Source organism: Sphingopyxis sp. H050, from assembly GCF_001468265.1.
Taxonomy (GTDB): Bacteria; Pseudomonadota; Alphaproteobacteria; order Sphingomonadales; family Sphingomonadaceae; genus Sphingopyxis.
Genome location: NZ_LNRZ01000004.1, coordinates 138206 through 154589, shown reverse-complemented (window position 1 = coordinate 154589; position 16384 = coordinate 138206). Strand labels below are relative to the sequence as shown.

Sequence of the window (16384 nt, the reverse complement as noted above, 5' to 3'; positions counted from 1 at the left end):
TCACCCCATGAGGCGACATGCTGAAGTATCGCGTCCTACTCGATTCGAGGACGCCGCATGTCTGCTCTAAATACAATTCCTATTGAAAAACTTGTCCGGCTGATTGGCACTGCCAATGGGCCAGCCATTCTCGATGTGCGCACCAATGAGGATTTTGCCGCCGACCCGCGTTTGATTCCCGGTGCTGTTCGCAAGGCAGTCGATCATATTGCTGATTGGGCACCTTCCTTTGCCAGGCAGAATGTTATCGCTGTTTGCCGTGCGGGCCACAGCCTCAGCCAAGGGGCCGCTTCATGGCTGCGTCAGGCAGGGGCCGATGCCGACGCCCTCGACGGCGGAATGGCTGCGTGGGTGAAGGCTGGACACCCGCTGGTGCCGGAATCCGCGTTGCCGCCCCGCGATGCGCGAGGTCGGACGGTCTGGGTAACACGCGCACGGCCCAAGGTCGATCGTATCGCCTGCCCTTGGTTAATTCGGCGTTTTGTCGATCCCAACGCGGTGTTTCTGTTCGTCGCCCCCAACGAGGTCGCAGGCGTGGCAGAACGCTTTTGTGCGACGCCGTTCGATGTTGAGGGCGACGGCATAGTCTGGAGCCATGATGGAGAACGCTGCACATTCGACGTGATGGTTGAAGGGTTCGGTCTCGCGGGACTGCCGCCGCTGACGCATCTCGCGCTGATCGTGCGTGGGGCGGATACGGCGAGGCCTGACATTGTGCCCGAGGCCGCAGGCCTCGTTGCCCTGTCGCTTGGCCTGTCCCGGATGTTCGCCGATGACCTCGAACAGCTCGATGCCGGAATGCTGATCTATGACGCGCTTTATCGCTGGTGCCGCGATGCGACCGGCGAGACGCATGACTGGGTGTCTCACCAACCCAAGGGTTCGCGCGCTAAGGCGGTGACGCCATGAGCGCCGCGCCAATAGTGGACATGCCGCGCGTTACCAGCATTCCAGCTCCTGTTTCCTTGGGTGAAGCATTCTGGGTCTGGCTAAGAATCGCGGCGCTGTCGTTCGGCGGCCCCGCCGGACAAATCGCGGTGATGCACCGCATCCTTGTCGATGAGAAGCGGTGGATCGGCGAGCATCGCTTCCTCCATGCGCTCAACTACTGCATGTTGCTGCCTGGCCCCGAAGCCCAGCAGCTCGCCACCTATATCGGATGGCTCATGCACAAGACGCGCGGCGGCCTCGTTGCTGGCGGATTGTTTGTTCTGCCCGGTGCCATCGCGATCATGGCGTTGAGCTGGATCTATGCGCTCTATGGCCACGTTGGCATAATCTCCGGTTTGTTCTTCGGTCTCAAGTGCGCTGTGCTTGCGGTAGTGCTTCAGGCGGTCATCCGGATCGGCAGCCGCTCACTCAAGAACACGGTAATGCGGAGCCTCGCCGCGGCCGCATTCGTGCTGATCTTCTTCTTCAACGTGCCATTTCCGCTGATCGTGCTGGGCGCCGGCGTGATCGGCTTCTTTGGCGGACGCGCTGGCGTCGCCGCGTTCCAGGTCGGTGGCGGACACGGTGCGGCGAGCGGGAAAATCGTTGCCGACGCCGACACGCTCTTGGGCGAAGAGCTCCCTGCCCATGCCAACCCGACCATCGGGCACTCACTGCGCCAGGCGCTGGTATGGCTCGTCCTCTGGCTTGCCCCGGTCGCAGCCCTGTTCTTGGTGATGGGCGAGGGCAGCGTGTTCACGCAGATCGCCACCTTCTTCTCCAAGATGGCGGTGGTGACCTTCGGCGGCGCCTATGCCGTGCTGGCCTATGTCGCCCAGCAGGCGGTCGAGCAGTATCACTGGCTGTCCGCGCGCGAGATGCTCGACGGGCTCGGTATGGCGGAGACCACGCCGGGACCGCTTATCATGGTGCTGCAATTTGTTGGCTTCATGGGGGCCTTTCGCAATCCCGGGATGCTCTCGCCGCTTCTCGCCGGCACACTGGGTGGGCTGCTCGCTACCTGGGTCACGTTCATCCCCTGCTTCCTGTGGATTTTCCTCGGCGCGCCGTTCATTGAACGGATGCGCGGCAACAAGGCGCTATCGGGTGCGCTATCCGCGATCACCGCCGCCGTGGTCGGCGTGGTGCTCAATCTCGCCATCTGGTTTGCAATCCACACGATCTTCCGCGTGGTGCAGCCCTTCATCGCAGGCCCGATCCATTTCGACCTGCCGCAACTAGCCAGCGTCGATCTTTGGGCGCTGGCAATATCGGCGGTCGCAATAGTAGCCATGTTCCGCATGAAGGTGGGCATTTTTACCACGCTGTGCGGCGCTTCTGCTGCTGGCATTGCCCTCCACTTTGCCGGAGTGCTGGCATGACCAAATCCGCTCCATCCAACCAACCAAAGGAATCTGCCGTGACCCAGCGCACAATCGACCGCCGTGACCTGCTGGGCGCCAGCGCCTTGCTGACTGCGGGCGCAGCCATGCTCGGATCGACCGGAGCCGCCGCGCAGGCCGCCACTGCAACAGGCCCGGCACCGGCAAACGGTCGGGCCTTCGCCCCGCAGCCGCTACCTCTGCCGTTCGATCCCAAGGCGATTGCCGGCCTGTCGGAGAAGCTGCTCGTCAGCCATCACGACAACAACTACGGCGGCGCGGTCAAGCGGCTTGGTGCGATTGAAGGCCAGCTTGCCGGGCTCGATCCGGCGACCGCGCCGAGTTTCACTCTGAACGGCCTCAAGCGCGAAGAGCTCATCGCATGGAATTCGATGATCCTGCACGAGGTCTATTTCGCCGGGCTTGGCGCACCGACCAGGCCCGGCGGGCCATTGGCTTCGGCGATCGAGCATAGCTTCGGCAGCGAGGCCCGTTGGCGCAGTGAGTTCGTCGGAATGGGCAAGGCGCTTGGCGGCGGTTCGGGCTGGGTGGTTCTCAACTACAGCAGCCGCGATAGGCGTCTCGTCAATCAATGGGCGGCCGATCACACCATGACTCTGGCAGGCGCGACGCCGATCCTCGTGCTGGATATGTATGAACATGCCTATGCCATCGACTATGGTGCAAAGGCCGCTGCCTATGTGGATGCCTACATGGGAGCTGTGAACTGGACTTCGGCGGACACCAGATTTGCGAAGGCCTCGGCACCCTGACGCTGTTCTTGCTGCCTATCGGGATCGCCCGTCCCGCTGCAACACCTGTTCCTGCGTGATTTCGCGCGCTCTTTGAGCTTGCTGGTTCCGCACCTGGATCACGGCGATCCTGTCACCCTTGGCGATGCGGATGGCGACTTCCTGCCTTCTCGCCTCGACCTCCTTTGACGCCTTGACCGGATCGTCGGGATATTTCGCACGGGCAATCGAGATGGTCTGGGCCACCAGACTTTGCGCGCGGCGCAGGTCCGGATCACGCGCGTTTTCGGCGTGGGACTGGCTCAGAAACCGCTCGGAGAGGGCCTTGAACGTGCTCAGCGATTCCCCGGTCGGCAGTGTCTTTGTTCCAGCCTTCGGCCCCTCGCGGCGCTTTTCGCGTTCGGCGAGCCTTGTCCTTAGGCGCTCAGCTTCGGCCTCGACTACCTTGGACGGGCTGTAATTCTCGACCGCCAGCCCTTGCGCTGCGGCGGCGAGATAAGCCGCCTTTTTGAACTTGTCGCCGCCGCCAACCTTGATCGACGTCCAGCCGTTCGCCTTGGCGATCCGTATGATGTCGGGAAGGGCGTCGGTATTGCTGGTCTTGAGACGGTCGCCCACGATCCGCACGATCGGCGTCTTGTCATCCGAGGTGCGGTAGAGCTTGTTGCCGACGCGCAGAAATTTGCCCGTGAGATCGTCGGTGACGGTCGGCGGTTCGGATTTGCGCCTGGGCTTTTCCGGGGCAGCCTTCGCCGTGACCGGCTTGGGCCTTGCAGTCCGACTGCGCCCCGAAGGCGCGCTTCCTTCCTGTTCATCAGCCATGCTCGTCGCCTTCCTCTATGATGATGCTTGCCTGGCCGTTGCGATCCAACGTCAGCAGATCGGCAAAGAAGCTCGGATAGTCTTCGGTGCGGATGTCGTCCTGCGTCAGCGGATGGGCGGGGTTTCCCACCGCCTCATCGTCGGTCATGTCGCGGAACGGTGAAGGTGCGATATTCCGGCGTTTTTGCTTTTCGAGGGGCGGAACCACGATCGGCGGAAAAGCCCGTTTCTTGAAGAAGCGGCTTTTGAAGTAGAATATCTTGCTACCGATGATCGGCGGAATTCCACTGCGCAGCAGGATCAGCCTGTCCGTTGGAAACTGCATCAGCTCCTGCGGCAGCAACAATGCGCGGCGCTGTTCGGAAATAGACTTCGAGCGGTTGGCGAGCAGGCCGTTGATCGTGAGCGATCGAGTGACACTCTCCTGCCCGACATAGCCGATGCGATCCGACAGCTCGTTCGCGACCCGCAGTTCCTTGGGGGTGAAGGCCACTTCGACCCCGCAGTTGGCGACGATTTCGTCGGCGACATGCTCGCCGTAAACACCGCGCAATTGCGAGCGCGACTGGATCACCGGGAGCAGGCGGATACCGTAGCCCGCGACATAGGCAAAGGCGCTGGCAATGACCGAGGCGCGGCCAAGCCGGGCAAACTCATCGAGGATGACCAGCACGGGAACCGGCTTGGTGTAATCGGGCAATTCCCGGACATTCAGGTCAATGAGCTGCTGGAACAACAGATTATAGAGCGGGGCGATGCGGTCGAGTTCGTCGGGCGATACGCCGAGGTAGATCGAGATATGACGCTTACGCAGGTCGCGCAGGTCGAAATCGCTCGCCGAGGTTGCCGCATCGACCAGCGGATTGAGCCACAAGCCGAGGACATTGGTGATAGTCTTCTTGATGTCAGCAAAGCTGTTATCCGAACCACCGGCGAAATCGGCGAGCGCCGTCCGGCAGGCGGTCGAGAGGTTGAGGCCGGGATCGGCCAGCTCCTTTTTGAAGAAGCTGCGCGCGTCGCCTTCGGTCAGGTAACGGTAGATCGCGCCCATCGTCAGCGGTTCGTCGCTGGTTTCAGCGAGCCAGGCCCCGACACCGGCGAAGCCGGTGCGCGCGCCGTTCGCCCAAAAGGCTTCGCCGCGTTCGGGTGCGACGAACAGCATGGTCGCGATCTTTTGCAGCTCGATGATTACGTCGTCGGGGTCGCCGCGGTCGATATAGGCGAGCGGGTTGTAGCGCGCGGTGCGCGCCTGCCGGTCGGTCGGGTTGAACAGGAAAACCTGCTGCCCGTAGTGCGCGCGGAATCCCGCGCTCGCATCGAAATTTTCGCGCTTGACGTCGAGGACGACGACCGAGCCTTGCCATGTCAGCAGATTGGGAATGACGACGCCAGTGCCTTTGCCCGAACGGGTCGGCGCTTCGACCAGGACATGCTCGCTGCCGCCGAAGGTCAGGAAACGCCCGCCCTTGCGCCCGACGACGATGCCAGCGGCCGAGCGGAAGCCGTGCCGCTTGAGTTCGCGTTCGCTGGCAAACCGTGCAGCCCCGTGGAGCGGCGCGCCGCGCGCCCATAGCGCATAGACCAGTCCGGCGAGCAGGGTGAGTCCACCCGCCAATCCGCCCGCCATCGCCTTCACGACGCGCGGGTCGCCGCGATAATACCAGACGAATTGCGGCATTTTGAGCGGGTCATAAGCTGCCACCGGAAGCCCCAGGATCACCCATCCGATCATGCTGGCGATGGCGAGCGCGATCAGCAGCCCGAGCGGCACGCCGATCAGCAGCCGTGCCGCCCCGCCGTCAGGTGAGGTGCCTGCTCTCTGGATCATAATAGATCTCCGTCACGCGAAATTCGCCGCCCTCTTTCTTGGTCTGGACGACGACATCGACGAGCATCTTGAGCAGCGCGTGAATGTCGCCGCGCGCCAGATCGGAGCCGCCTTCGCTTTCCTTGACCAGTAGAGTCAGTTGCTCGAACGCCAGCTCCGCCGAGTCCGCATGAATGGTGGTGATCGAGCCCGGATGCCCCGAGTTGACGTTGCGCAGGTAAAAGAACGCAGTTCCGTCGCGCAGTTCCTGGAGCAAGATGCGGTCGGGCCGCATCCTGAGCGCGCTTTCCAGCAAATGTTTTGCCGTCACGTTCGCGGTGCCCTGGCCGTCCTTGGCGTAAAGCATGTGGACGACATTCTTATGCGGGACGATCAGCTCGCGCGTGTCCTCGATCGTCAGCAGCCGTTCTTCGGGCGGGATGAGTTGGATCAGTCCCTTGGACAGCGTGGTCTTGCCCGAGCCGGTGGCACCGGAGATCAGGATGTTGAGCCGGGCTTTCACGGCGCGGTCGAAAAACTCGACATGCCGGCCCGCCTTGAGCAGCGCGAGCAAATCCAGCTCTTGGGCCGACACCTGCTTTTCGGCGATCCGCGTTTCCTTGAACAGCCCCGTCGCCTCGAAATCGGCCAGCGTCATCGTCACGGTCGAGGGCTTACGCACGGTGATCGACACCGTTTCATCGGGGACAACCGGTGGCACAATGATTTGCACCCGCTCGCCGGTCGGGAAGATAGTCGAGACAATCGGGTTTTCGCGGGTGATGTCCTGGCTGGTGAATGCCGCAGCCGCGGTTGCCAGCGCCGTCAGGTTCCTGAAATCGAGGCTGGGCTCGCTCTCCCATGTCCAGCCGCCGCGCCGTTCGATCCCGACCTCGCCGGGGCGGTTGATGACCAGTTCGGTCACACCCTCGTCATCGAGATATTTGCGCAACGGGGCCGTCACGCTGTCGAGGACAGCGGTATTTTTTCCCGGTGCCGCCATTATTTGAGGCTGAGGCCGTAAACGGTCGAGAAATCGAAATCCTGGGCCACGGTGATGCCGACGTCCTCGCCCTGATTTTTGCGCAGCACCGGCTTGATCTGACCGTTCTGTTGCAGAATCGTCGAAGCCGCGTCGGAGGGGACGCGGGTGGTATTGGAGGCGCTGTTGCCGACTGCTTCCGCGCCAACGGTGGTTGCGTCTTCGACAAGGCTGAACAGCAGGGCCGTGCCGAACCGCTGCCAGAAGAAGTTGTTGACGCGCCCGTCCATCCCGCCGCGACCCAGCGCGTCGGTTGCCGGCGAAGCGACATCAATCGCGATCCCGCGCGGGGTGACGGCGCGCGTCCACAGCACGAACAGCCGGTATTGGCCGCGATCGAGGCCGCCCTGATATTCGCCGAGGATCTTCGTGCCTTTTTCCATCAACACGACCCGGCCATTGTCCGAATAGACGTTGCGGGGGACGATGCAGCTCACATAGCCCGGCTGGCTTGAGTCCATCGCGGATTGCAGCACGCAGGGAATGAAGCTGCCTGCCGTGATCAGGAAATTGCGGTCGGGAAGCGTTCGGGCTTGCGCCTGTCCGATTGCCGATGCCTGGCGCAAATTGTCGAGATTGGTGGCGGGAACCGAGGGCTGACGACCGGCAATCGGCGCGCCGCCGTAGTCACCCGTGCGAACGCCCGCGCCGCCGCTGTCGCGTTCGCCGCCATAGGCAATCAGCGAAGACCGCCTTGCGGCTTCGCGTAGCACTTCGGCTTGCGACGGCTGGCGGACCTGCTGCGCCCCCGGTGGAGGTGCCGGTTGGGTGCCAATCGCCGGAACGACTGGTTCGCCTACGGAAATCGGCGCGTTGGGGTCGGTTGCCGCGCCCGCCAGCGTCGGTGCGATCACCGTTGCCGGATCGTATTGTGCAGGTTCGAGCGCAGGTCTGGGCTTGGCCGGGGGAAGGGTGGAGTTCCCGGTCAATCCCGTTCCAAGCGCCAGCACGGTGAACATGATGGCGCCGGCAGCAGCCGCAAACCCGATCATCTTTTTCGGGTCCATTGCCGTTCCCGGCATCGACGGCATCTTGCTGGCGCGCTCGACTGCGGGCGTGCGGTCGATGTCTTCGGGGTCCGGCGTTTGATCGACGGTCGCGCGTTCGCCCATAGGATGGTCGGCCATCATTTTCTCTCCTGCGTCCGTTCGACGATGCTCGATGCCGTGCCGGTTTTCGGGTCGCGCCCGTAAAAATCCGGAGCTTCGTTGAACACGCACAGCACTTCCCTGCCGCGCCGGAGGCGAAGCTGGGCGAACACGCCGTGGATCACGACAAATTCGTCGCGGACATCGAAAGGAACGATGCTCTCGCTGCCATCGGGATTGACCGCGAAGAAGGCCGGAAGTTCGCGCTGGTTGGGGAAGCGCAGCGCAGTGAACTGGCCGTTATCGGTGATTTCGGAGGGTTGGATCGCCGACGAACCCTGCACTGAGTAGCTCAGGTTTCGCTTTCCTTCGAGGACCGCGAGATCGAGGGCCGAGCGGATCGCTCCCGCTTGCAGCGCGACGGCGCGGGAGTAGGCGGCCTGGGTTGCCGCTGCCTGCGCGGCAGCCGCTTCCTCGCGCGGATAGCGGAACACCACCTTGAAGAAGGTATCGGGGGAGCGAGCACCGATGGCCCCGCGCCGTGCCGACAGCTCGAAAGTGTAGGTGCGATTGCCCGTGCTGGACCGCGTGATGACGATCAGGTTGGTCGATCCGGCCAATTCGCGCGGCTTGATGAACAGCGAGTTTTCGGCCGGGGCGACTTCCCATGATACCGTATCGCCGAGCGCGACATGCTCGACGCGCTCACCGGGGGAGAACACAATTTGCGTTGCGGAGCGGAAAACGCCGACAATCCGGAAAACCTGGGTGTCGCTATAGATCACCTCGCGGATGCGATTGTCCTGCGCCGTCGGGCGCGGGGTTTCGCTTGGGCTTGCCGGGGTGCTGGCCAGCAGCATCGCGATTGCCGTCAGGCAGCTCGTTCGTTTCATTGCGTCACCTCCAGGTCGGCGCGGTAGGTCTGCACTTCCAGCCCGAGAGGGTTCTTGAACCGCTGCTGTTCGGTGGTGGGCGTATCGGTGGTGTCGTAGGTCACGGTCGCGATGGCGGGCGTGTCGGTGACAGTCGCCCCGCGCTGAAGCGTCTTGACGAAGCGTATCTGCGCGACCTTCGCGGAAACGAAGGTGACGGACTTGACCGCGACGAACACCGTGTCGAGATCGGTGAAGGTCGATTGCGGCGACTTGGGATTGTCCTTGCTGTAGAAAGCAGTCCAGCGCGCTTGCTCATCGCGCGACGACATCGCCAGCACGCCCTCGAAGAACTCCTGGCGTGCCTGCGGTATCCAGCCCTCGCGGTTGCGGACATAATCGGCGAGAAAATATTTAGCGACGGCCTCGTTGTAGGTGATTTGCCGGTCGCCCGACATCGGCGATGTGATCTCGCTCGCGCCGGTCGCTTTATCGACTGTGATTACATAGGGCGCGACGGTCTTGAGCGGCGTCAGCATCGCTATGGCTGCAACCCCGGTAATCGCAAGGCCGCTGGCCACTCCCGCGACCGTCCAGGCCAGCCGTTTCGAGCGGTTGGCGGCGATCAGCCGGTCGTGATCCCAACTTGCGGCTTCCGCAAAATAGGCTTTGAGATCGTCTCTGTCGGTAACGCCGCCGGCCATGACGTTCAGCAACTCGGGTTGGAAATTTGCGCAGACAAGCTGCTGATAGGCGGCACTCTGTTTTCGGGCCTGCCATTCGGCTCTTCGCGCTTCGGTGCAGCCGGGTCTTTCTTGGGAAAGACCTCGACACCTCCGCGCCCCTGTTCCTGGCCCTGTGCCGGTGCTGCCGGGGTTGACGTTCCGGCGAGCGGATCGACGCTGGGCAGGATCGAGCCATAAGGATTGGCCGGACGACGCTGGTTGCCATCGCACTTGGCCAGCTTCGGCGATTTTGGCGCTGCGTTTGCTGCATAGCCCGGCGCTATCAACGCCAATGCCATCGCCATGCCCAAAATACGCTTACCCATGACCTGTTCCCTTCTACTGTGTCCCGCGGCTCACCGAGCCTGTCGTCCGCATCCGCGCGATCCCGCGCGCGAAGCCGCGTTCGATCGCGCGGCTGGTTGCCTGTGTGGCGGTCGCGCCGCGTCCGGCGACAAAGCCGCCCGCCGCTGCGATCGCCGATGCAAACTGGTTGGCGAGTGCAGGCCCGCCGCCGCCGAGCGAGGCTGCCAGCATCGGAATTTGCAGGAAGAAGAAGAATCCGAGCGCGTAGAAGGCCAAAGCCTTGATCGCGGCCATGCCAATCTCGTCGTTCTCGGAGATCGTGGCGATGACAGCATCGCCGGTCTGCGTCAGGAACAATGTCAGCACGAGTGCGAACACGATCAGCATCAGATAGTTGATGCAGGCGCCGAGCCAGGCGAAGAAATAGCCGCGCGTGGACTCGAACAGCAGCCCGGCCACGAACAGCGGCCCGACCACCGACAGCAGCGCAAGTGCAAACAGCCCGAAGGCGCTGATCACGAAGCCGATGGCGGCGCAGAGCAGGGTGGCGATGATCACCATCACCACTAGGAAGCCGGAAAAGACTGCATAGCCGATGTCGGGAATCGTTCCCTGGGTTTGCTGGTAGTCGGCGGCGATCTTCCGCATTGTGTTCGCGGTCTCGAAGCCGGTGCCTGCGAGCTTGTCATAATATCCGCCAAGCCCGCCGACGTCCGAGCCGCCAAGCGCGCTGGCGAACTGGCCGGGGAGGCCGCCCAGCGCGAACATGCCGATCTGGCTTCCGTAGAGCGAGGTTACGGCGAAATAGAGAAACGCGAGCTGGCACCCGCGATAGGCATACTCGCGGAAAGGGTATTGAACCGCGCCGCGCATGATCGCGTAGCCGAGCAGTGAAATATAGATCACGATCCCGATCCGCAGCGCCGGAGCCACGATGCCGATCACGGCTGCATATTTGCCGACGATGCCCGCCAGCGCATTGTTGAGCGCCTCGAACATCGTGGTGAAAACATGATCGCTGAAATCCATGCTCGTTGCTCAATCCTTGGGCGTGATGGCCAGTTGCGATTTTGCGAACGCGGCTGCCCGGCAGTTGGTCGTGACGACGGCTGGCTGCGTGTCCGAGGGGGCACTCGATCCCGCCCATTCGCGGCAAATCTTCTGCATCGGTTCGATCTCGCCGGGATTGGCGACATAGTATCGCCAATTCCGCGCGGGCATGTCGGCGTGGGGCGTAGACGGCGTTTGCCTTTGGCCACACCCCGTCAGCAGCAGTGCCATGCAGACGATCGTCGTCCGCAACTCATTGCCCTCGATAGTAGCGGCTCGCCTCGTCGAGCTTCTGGGCGAGGGCGGCTTGCCCGGCAGCAGCGCGATGGCGTTCCTGCGCCTGCTGCTGCAACGCGATGGCCTGCAAACGGAGCTGGTCGTTCTGCATCGCGGCGGATTCGAGTTGCAGCCGTGCCGTCAGGTCGGCCACTTCCTTCGCGGTGCCCGCGCTGGCCAAGCGGCTGCGCAATTGGTCGAGCCCTTCCGTCCGCGAGGTCACAGCTGCGCCCATATTCTCGGCGAGGCCGGCGTTGATGCCGATATTGCGGGCGTTGAGGTCATAGGCGGCGCGGGACTGTTCCGAACCGGCGAGACCCAACCGCCCCAGCAAGTCGCGATAGACTGCATCTGCCTTGGCGCGGCCCGCGCCGACGACATCGAGATTGCCGTTGCCGAAGCCTTCGAGCGAGCCGCCCGATAGGTCGAGTTCGCGCAAGGCATCGGATTTGAGCTCCTGGGCCAATTGCGGAATGTCGGTGAGCTTGTTCAAATCCTGATAGAGCTTTTGGGCTTCCGCGATTTGCTGTTTGCCCTGCGCCACCACCTGGATCGCCTGTCTGACCGCATTGATCTGCTGGATCAGATTGGCGCTGTCATGGACCGCGATCCCCTGCGCGAACGCGGGCATCGGGGCTGCGAACAGCAGAGTTGCACAAAGTGCCCCAACTTGGGCTTTGGTCAGTTTCGTCATCGGATTTCCTTTCTCTTGGCCTTCCTCTCGGTTCAGCTGGGACGCCTCCGTTGATGGAAGAGGGGGAGCCAGATGGCGGGATCGCTTCCCGCTTCGGCAATCACGTCGTCGGCAACGGCAGTGGTTTCCGCACGGCCCGACAGCACCGCCAGTTCGTCATCGAGTCCGGCGAGATCGAGTTCGACCACCACGCTGTCATGGCCCTGCTTGACCAGGAACTTATGGCTTTCAGGTGCAAGCTCCTCGCGCACCAGTTTGAATTCGGCTTCGGACAGCGCGAAGCCTTCGACATAATCGCGCCGCGCGCCGAACGGATTGGGCAGCATGATTTTGGTGGCGACCTGTTCGAGGATTGAATGGCTGATGTCGCTTTTGAGCGCGTCGGCAGGTGACTGCGTGGCGAACACCAGCACCGCGTTACGCTTGCGGTAGGTCTTGAGCCCGTCCTGGGCGAAGCGGCGGAAGGCATCGTCGCCAAGCGCCTTCCAGAACTCGTCGATGCAGATCACCATCCGCTCGCCGGTCAGCAGCCGGTCGATGCGGTGGAACAGATAGAGCATGACCGGCGTGCGAATGTCGGCATTGTCGAGAAAGTCGGTCATGTCGAAGCCGATGAACCGGGCGTCGAGCGTCATCGAGTCCGCCGGATTGTCGAACACCCAGCCGAGCGATCCTTCTTGCGTCCATTTTTCGAGCCGCGCGCCGACGCCGCTGGCATCTTTCATGCCGAGCATCGAGCGTAGAGCGCTCAGCGATCGATCGGCGACATCGAGCTTCATCACGGCACTGATGCCGTCCTCGATCAGCCGTTCCTCCTGCACGGAAATCGGTCTTCCGTCGGCTCGAACGAGCTGGCGGATGAACAGCGACAGGAATGTCTTGTCTTCGGCCTTGTCGGCGAGTGCTTTGAGCGGCGAAAATCCGGTCGGCTCGCCATTGTGCAGCGCCAAGTAAGTTCCGCCGCTTGCCTGCACAAAGATTTGCCCGCCGCGATCCTTGTCGATGAATATCTGCCGCGCGCCGGTCTTCTCGGTCTGTGCCATCAGGAAGTTGAGCAGCACGGTCTTGCCGCCGCCCGATGGCCCGATGATGAGGGTATGGCCGAGATCGCCCTTGTGGAAATTGAAGAAATAGGGGCTGCGGGCATTGGTCTTGAGCAAAGCTATCGCATCGCCCCAATGATTGCCCGTCGCGCTTCCGGCGGGGAAGGTGTGGAACGGCGAGAAGGCGGCAAAGTTGAGCGATGTGATCGGCGCAGGCCGGGCGCGCCACGCGAAATTGCCGACGAGCTGCGACCAATAGGCCGCTTCGAGCGCCGCGCCTTCGCGCGCTGCCACCATGCCGGTATCGGCAAGCGCGGCTCTCGCGACCGACATATGATCGCGCAGGCCCTTCATGCTGGCGGCATAGACCGCGAGCGTGAAATGGTGATCGCCCAGCACAAAGCGGTTCGACATCAGATCGTCGCTCGCATCGAGCAGCGCGTCGGCCTGGCTCACAGCCCTGTCGCCCGCGTTTTCCATCTGCGTCATCCGCAGCCGGAATTTCTCGGTTGCGGCGGCCCGTCCGAGGAAGGTGAAACTTTGCGTCAGCACGAACCCGAAATCGACCGACAGCAATGCCTCGAACTGGCGCGGCGTGGTTTGCGCGGGATATTCGCGGATGCCGAAGATCCCGCCGAATGCGGAGGCATCGGCATCGCGTACTTCGATGGTTTCCGCGCCGAAGATCGTTCGCGAGCGGTAGAGCGCGCCGCCAAGATGGCCGCGCACGACGGGGACGCGGCGATGGCGGCCGGTCATCACCATGTCGGCCACTTCCATCGTTTCGGAAAACATCAGGCCGCGATGCTCGTAGATGGCGCAGCGGCGCGGCTCGCAGCGCGCCATCAGTTTCTCGAAATCGCGCGCCTTGTCGTCGAGCAGCTCGACCAGCGCCTCGTCGAGTATCGGCCCTTGCGGCGCATCCTTGGACACGCGGCGCTTGAACAACTGGATGATCTTGTCGCCGCCCGTGGCGCTTGGGCGGATTACAAGGCTGACGAAAAAGCGGTTGATGAACATCCGTTCCCGGTTGATGCGCCCGAAATAGGCGCGGTCGAGATCGGCCGCGAAACCCGACTTGAACTTGCCACCGAGATTTTGATCGACCCGCATCCTGATCAGATGCGTCCAGATCGACAGCCGCTCATCGTGTAGGTTGCGGAGCAGGCCGTTGAGCTTAGTGTGCCAGTCGTTCAGATCGCGAACATCGGCGGTCTCGAAGGCGCGACCCTGCAACTCGAAGGTCAGCATGATGTCGCCGGAATCGAGCGCCACCATGTTCTCGTTGATATGCCGCGCGTAGGGCAGGAATTTGGCTGGATCAGCCTCGCGTCGCGCCACTTTCAGCGGCACGGCGTTTGTCGAGGCCAGCATCTTAGCCATGACGGCCAAAGCCTTTGCGGCGTAGTCCTGCCAGCGGCAGCGGCGAATAGCTGCTTCCGCCCCAGAAATTGCGGTTGCGGTTGCCGAGCTTGGTGCGGCCCCACAGGAAAAGCAGCCGGAAGGCGTTTACGTCGTGACGGACAATCAGCCGCGAGATCGAATAGCCGAAGGCAACGACGAGCGCCGCATAGACCGGGCTGTTGGTCCAGATCAGCACCGATGCGCTCGAAATGAGCAGCAACACCGCCGCCTCAATCGGAATTCCCGCCCATAGTGCCGGGCGCGTTACGGCGAGGAACAGCGTGTTTTTGATCGGAGGCTCGGTGTCGTCGGTCATGGCGCTATCCGGCGATCGCGCCGACGATTGCATCCGCCGAAAAAACGATGGCAATGCCGATGATGACCGTAACCAGCACAGCGGTGGAAGCCCGGCCGGTGAACCAGAGCAGGCCTGTCACGATCACGGCGATGACGGCGAGCGTGCGCAGCAGCGTCGAAGAGAGCAGGCCGCGCACCTTGCTGGCGAAACTCTCCAGATTTTGCGCGTAGGCCGGATCGGGGATTGCGAACGAGATAATCGTCGCCGCAGTCAGCGCCGCGCCCCACAATATTGCGCTTTGCCGCCCGTTTGGCATTGCCTGGAACTTGGCGGCCAGGTTTGCCCGCCAGGCTCCGATACCGCGTCCAAGTTTCAGGATTACATTCATATGCTGGTCCTCTCGTTTTCGGCGAGAATTTGGGTTTCGCGGTCGTAAGCAGCCCGCTCAAAGACGTTCCACTTCGGCGGCGCCAGCGGGCGAGGCTTGGCCATGAGGGCCGTGTTTTCCGAGGCCAGCAGTCCGCGCAGGTCGCCGCTTGCCGGTGCAGCAACGGCAGCAGCGGGTGGGGTGAAGGCGTATAACGTCGGCGCGTCTGCAACACTCGCATTGCCAATGACCTTGGCAACATAGCCATTGCGAAATCCGCGCGTCTGGCTTCCCGTGTTATACATCGAGAGGGCGACCCGAAGGGCGGCTTGCGGATCGCGTCCGGCTCTTACCGCATTGTAGTTGGTGGTGAGGACACGGCCCAACGCAGCAACATTGGTGCAGGGGTCGAATACGGTCTCCCAGGTCAAGCCAAGCCAGCGCATGTTGCGCGAGTTGATTTGACCGAGTCCGAGATCGACCGAGTAGCCCGCCGCTACGAAACGCTGCGCGGTCGCAGCGGCGTCGGCGGCGTTGTTCTGGCGTGCAGGTTGCCGCCCGCCGTTGACATTGAGGGCGAAGGGATCGCCGCTGCTTTCCGTCTGAACGATGGCCAGCACCGTTTCAGGTGCGACACTTGGTGCGCACTGCGACGCCAAGGCAAGAATGGCTGCCGCAGAATAGGCCATCAGTCGTGCATCCCGACAAAGTGGCCGACTGTTCTTGGATGCGTCTTGTCCTTCATTTGCCGCCTCTCCTAAATTGCCGATTTCAGGAGAGAATATCCTGTCCGACTATCAAGCTATTGATAGCTAATGGACAAATGGATCAGCTATGGATTCAGAAAGGCGTTTCGGTCGTTTCGACTTGCCAATCGAAGCCGCTAACGGCCTTTGACCTTCAATCTTGATCCTGCGGACCGGGTTCATCGCGTCGCAGAGTGGGTTCGCCGATAGTCGATTCTTCGGGCAAGTTCACGGAAATAAGGCGAAATCGAACATTTGCCTTCGCAATCACAAGGCCCCGCTGGTGTCATCCAGCTAGGGGCGAATTATGAACCGAAGCCGTTATGTAACCCGGCGCCTCGATGCTATTGATCGGGAAATTATCGCGGCATTGACCGAAGATGGCCGCATGACCATTCGCGACCTTGCCGACAAGATCGGCATGTCCAGCCCCAGCGTAACCGAACGGATTCACAAGCTGGAGGATGCCGGCGCGATCCGGGGCTATACCGTGTTGGTCGAGCCCAAGGTCTTCGGCCTCGGCATCGCCGCGCACGTTCGAATGCGCGCAAGACCCGGCGAAGCAAAACGAGTGGCGCAGATGCTGCTCGACACGCCAGAAGTTGTCGAAGCGGATCACGTGACCGGCGAAGATTGCTTTCTGGCGAAAGTGGTCGTTTGCGACGTGCAAGCACTTGAAACCGTGGTTGATCGCTTCGTGCCATTCGCATCGACCGACACGGCCATCATCCAATCCACAACCGTCGTCCGGCGATTGCCAAGACTCTAGGCGTTTGCATC

Annotated in this window: 18 protein-coding genes; 4 read left to right on the top strand and 14 right to left on the bottom strand. The window is 62.3% G+C overall.

From position 1 onward, the window contains the following. Positions 1 to 57 precede the first annotated feature (57 nt). Genes ATE67_RS09845 through ATE67_RS09835 form a run of 3 tightly spaced genes read left to right on the top strand, consistent with a single transcriptional unit; the run spans position 58 to position 3085 of the window. Positions 58 to 909 (top strand): chromate resistance protein ChrB domain-containing protein, encoded by an 852-nt coding sequence (locus ATE67_RS09845; RefSeq protein ID WP_058816537.1) that lies wholly within the window; start codon positions 58 to 60, stop codon positions 907 to 909. Next, the gene (chrA, locus tag ATE67_RS09840) at positions 906 to 2312 is read left to right on the top strand and encodes a chromate efflux transporter (RefSeq protein WP_058816536.1); all 1407 of its coding nucleotides are present in this window, start codon (positions 906 to 908) and stop codon (positions 2310 to 2312) included. The genes ATE67_RS09845 and chrA overlap by 4 nt, the downstream gene beginning before the upstream one ends. Positions 2313 to 2350: 38 nt before the next feature. Continuing rightward, positions 2351 to 3085 (top strand): superoxide dismutase, encoded by a 735-nt coding sequence (locus ATE67_RS09835; protein ID WP_231728107.1) that lies wholly within the window; start codon positions 2351 to 2353, stop codon positions 3083 to 3085. 15 nt (positions 3086 to 3100) lie between these two features. Here the strand turns inward: ATE67_RS09835 and ATE67_RS09830 are convergent, their stop codons facing one another. From ATE67_RS09830 to ATE67_RS09770, 14 genes are read right to left on the bottom strand one after another with little or no spacing between them, the layout of a single operon-like run. Beyond that, positions 3101 to 3886 carry an LPD7 domain-containing protein gene (locus tag ATE67_RS09830; protein WP_058816535.1) on the bottom strand — a complete coding sequence of 262 codons (786 nt, stop codon included), beginning with the start codon at positions 3884 to 3886 and terminating at the stop codon, positions 3101 to 3103. Continuing rightward, positions 3879 to 5714, bottom strand: coding sequence for a type IV secretory system conjugative DNA transfer family protein (locus ATE67_RS09825; RefSeq protein WP_058816534.1), 1836 nt, complete (start codon positions 5712 to 5714; stop codon positions 3879 to 3881). Before ATE67_RS09825 ends, ATE67_RS09830 begins: the two co-directional genes overlap by 8 nt. Continuing rightward, positions 5686 to 6696: a P-type DNA transfer ATPase VirB11 gene (gene virB11, locus ATE67_RS09820; RefSeq protein WP_058816533.1), complete on the bottom strand. Its 1011-nt coding sequence runs from the start codon at positions 6694 to 6696 to the stop codon at positions 5686 to 5688. The genes ATE67_RS09825 and virB11 overlap by 29 nt, the downstream gene beginning before the upstream one ends. After that, positions 6696 to 7862 (bottom strand): type IV secretion system protein VirB10, encoded by a 1167-nt coding sequence (gene virB10, locus ATE67_RS09815; RefSeq protein WP_231728106.1) that lies wholly within the window; start codon positions 7860 to 7862, stop codon positions 6696 to 6698. The genes virB11 and virB10 overlap by 1 nt, the downstream gene beginning before the upstream one ends. Further along, entirely contained in the window at positions 7862 to 8716 is an 855-nt protein-coding gene (gene virB9, locus ATE67_RS09810) for a P-type conjugative transfer protein VirB9 (protein WP_058816532.1), read from the bottom strand. The genes virB10 and virB9 overlap by 1 nt, the downstream gene beginning before the upstream one ends. Continuing rightward, positions 8713 to 9399, bottom strand: a complete 687-nt coding sequence (locus ATE67_RS09805; RefSeq protein WP_058816531.1) for a virB8 family protein — start codon at positions 9397 to 9399, stop codon at positions 8713 to 8715. Before ATE67_RS09805 ends, virB9 begins: the two co-directional genes overlap by 4 nt. A 5-nt stretch (positions 9400 to 9404) precedes the next feature. Next, positions 9405 to 9746: a hypothetical protein gene (locus tag ATE67_RS21375; protein ID WP_156416969.1), complete on the bottom strand. Its 342-nt coding sequence runs from the start codon at positions 9744 to 9746 to the stop codon at positions 9405 to 9407. 13 nt (positions 9747 to 9759) lie between these two features. Continuing rightward, complete coding sequence (locus ATE67_RS09800; protein ID WP_058816530.1) at positions 9760 to 10755, bottom strand: type IV secretion system protein; 996 nt, start codon at positions 10753 to 10755, stop codon at positions 9760 to 9762. 9 nt (positions 10756 to 10764) lie between these two features. Next, on the bottom strand, positions 10765 to 11007 hold the full coding sequence (locus tag ATE67_RS09795) for a hypothetical protein (RefSeq protein ID WP_156416968.1): 243 nt from the start codon (positions 11005 to 11007) through the stop codon (positions 10765 to 10767). Between the two features lie 22 nt (positions 11008 to 11029). Beyond that, positions 11030 to 11746, bottom strand: coding sequence for a type IV secretion system protein (locus ATE67_RS09790; protein ID WP_082660300.1), 717 nt, complete (start codon positions 11744 to 11746; stop codon positions 11030 to 11032). Between the two features lie 32 nt (positions 11747 to 11778). Further along, positions 11779 to 14172 carry a VirB4 family type IV secretion/conjugal transfer ATPase gene (locus ATE67_RS09785; RefSeq protein ID WP_058816528.1) on the bottom strand — a complete coding sequence of 798 codons (2394 nt, stop codon included), beginning with the start codon at positions 14170 to 14172 and terminating at the stop codon, positions 11779 to 11781. Then, on the bottom strand, positions 14165 to 14509 hold the full coding sequence (locus tag ATE67_RS09780; protein ID WP_058816527.1) for a type IV secretion system protein VirB3: 345 nt from the start codon (positions 14507 to 14509) through the stop codon (positions 14165 to 14167). Before ATE67_RS09780 ends, ATE67_RS09785 begins: the two co-directional genes overlap by 8 nt. A gap of 4 nt (positions 14510 to 14513) precedes the next feature. Beyond that, positions 14514 to 14879, bottom strand: coding sequence for a TrbC/VirB2 family protein (locus ATE67_RS09775; RefSeq protein ID WP_231728104.1), 366 nt, complete (start codon positions 14877 to 14879; stop codon positions 14514 to 14516). Continuing rightward, the gene (locus tag ATE67_RS09770) at positions 14876 to 15547 is read right to left on the bottom strand and encodes a lytic transglycosylase domain-containing protein (RefSeq protein ID WP_058816526.1); all 672 of its coding nucleotides are present in this window, start codon (positions 15545 to 15547) and stop codon (positions 14876 to 14878) included. The genes ATE67_RS09775 and ATE67_RS09770 overlap by 4 nt, the downstream gene beginning before the upstream one ends. A 364-nt stretch (positions 15548 to 15911) precedes the next feature. Here ATE67_RS09770 and ATE67_RS09765 point away from each other — a divergent pair, with 364 nt between their 5' ends. Beyond that, entirely contained in the window at positions 15912 to 16373 is a 462-nt protein-coding gene (locus tag ATE67_RS09765) for an Lrp/AsnC family transcriptional regulator (protein WP_082660299.1), read from the top strand. The last annotated feature ends 11 nt before the right edge of the window (positions 16374 to 16384 follow it).

Coding starts and splice junctions, on each gene's coding strand:
- ATE67_RS09795 (WP_156416968.1), bottom strand. CDS start 11,007: ATGGCACTGCTGCTGACGGGGTGTGGCCAAAGGCAAACGCCGTCTACG.
- ATE67_RS09845 (WP_058816537.1), top strand. CDS start 58: ATGTCTGCTCTAAATACAATTCCTATTGAAAAACTTGTCCGGCTGATT.
- ATE67_RS09775 (WP_231728104.1), bottom strand. CDS start 14,879: ATGAATGTAATCCTGAAACTTGGACGCGGTATCGGAGCCTGGCGGGCA.
- ATE67_RS09765 (WP_082660299.1), top strand. CDS start 15,912: ATGAACCGAAGCCGTTATGTAACCCGGCGCCTCGATGCTATTGATCGG.
- ATE67_RS21375 (WP_156416969.1), bottom strand. CDS start 9,746: ATGGGTAAGCGTATTTTGGGCATGGCGATGGCATTGGCGTTGATAGCG.
- virB11 (WP_058816533.1), bottom strand. CDS start 6,696: ATGGCGGCACCGGGAAAAAATACCGCTGTCCTCGACAGCGTGACGGCC.
- ATE67_RS09830 (WP_058816535.1), bottom strand. CDS start 3,886: ATGGCTGATGAACAGGAAGGAAGCGCGCCTTCGGGGCGCAGTCGGACT.
- ATE67_RS09770 (WP_058816526.1), bottom strand. CDS start 15,547: ATGGCCTATTCTGCGGCAGCCATTCTTGCCTTGGCGTCGCAGTGCGCA.
- virB9 (WP_058816532.1), bottom strand. CDS start 8,716: ATGAAACGAACGAGCTGCCTGACGGCAATCGCGATGCTGCTGGCCAGC.
- ATE67_RS09785 (WP_058816528.1), bottom strand. CDS start 14,172: ATGGCTAAGATGCTGGCCTCGACAAACGCCGTGCCGCTGAAAGTGGCG.
- ATE67_RS09805 (WP_058816531.1), bottom strand. CDS start 9,399: ATGGCCGGCGGCGTTACCGACAGAGACGATCTCAAAGCCTATTTTGCG.
- ATE67_RS09825 (WP_058816534.1), bottom strand. CDS start 5,714: ATGATCCAGAGAGCAGGCACCTCACCTGACGGCGGGGCGGCACGGCTG.
- ATE67_RS09800 (WP_058816530.1), bottom strand. CDS start 10,755: ATGGATTTCAGCGATCATGTTTTCACCACGATGTTCGAGGCGCTCAAC.
- chrA (WP_058816536.1), top strand. CDS start 906: ATGAGCGCCGCGCCAATAGTGGACATGCCGCGCGTTACCAGCATTCCA.
- ATE67_RS09790 (WP_082660300.1), bottom strand. CDS start 11,746: ATGACGAAACTGACCAAAGCCCAAGTTGGGGCACTTTGTGCAACTCTG.
- virB10 (WP_231728106.1), bottom strand. CDS start 7,862: ATGGCCGACCATCCTATGGGCGAACGCGCGACCGTCGATCAAACGCCG.
- ATE67_RS09780 (WP_058816527.1), bottom strand. CDS start 14,509: ATGACCGACGACACCGAGCCTCCGATCAAAAACACGCTGTTCCTCGCC.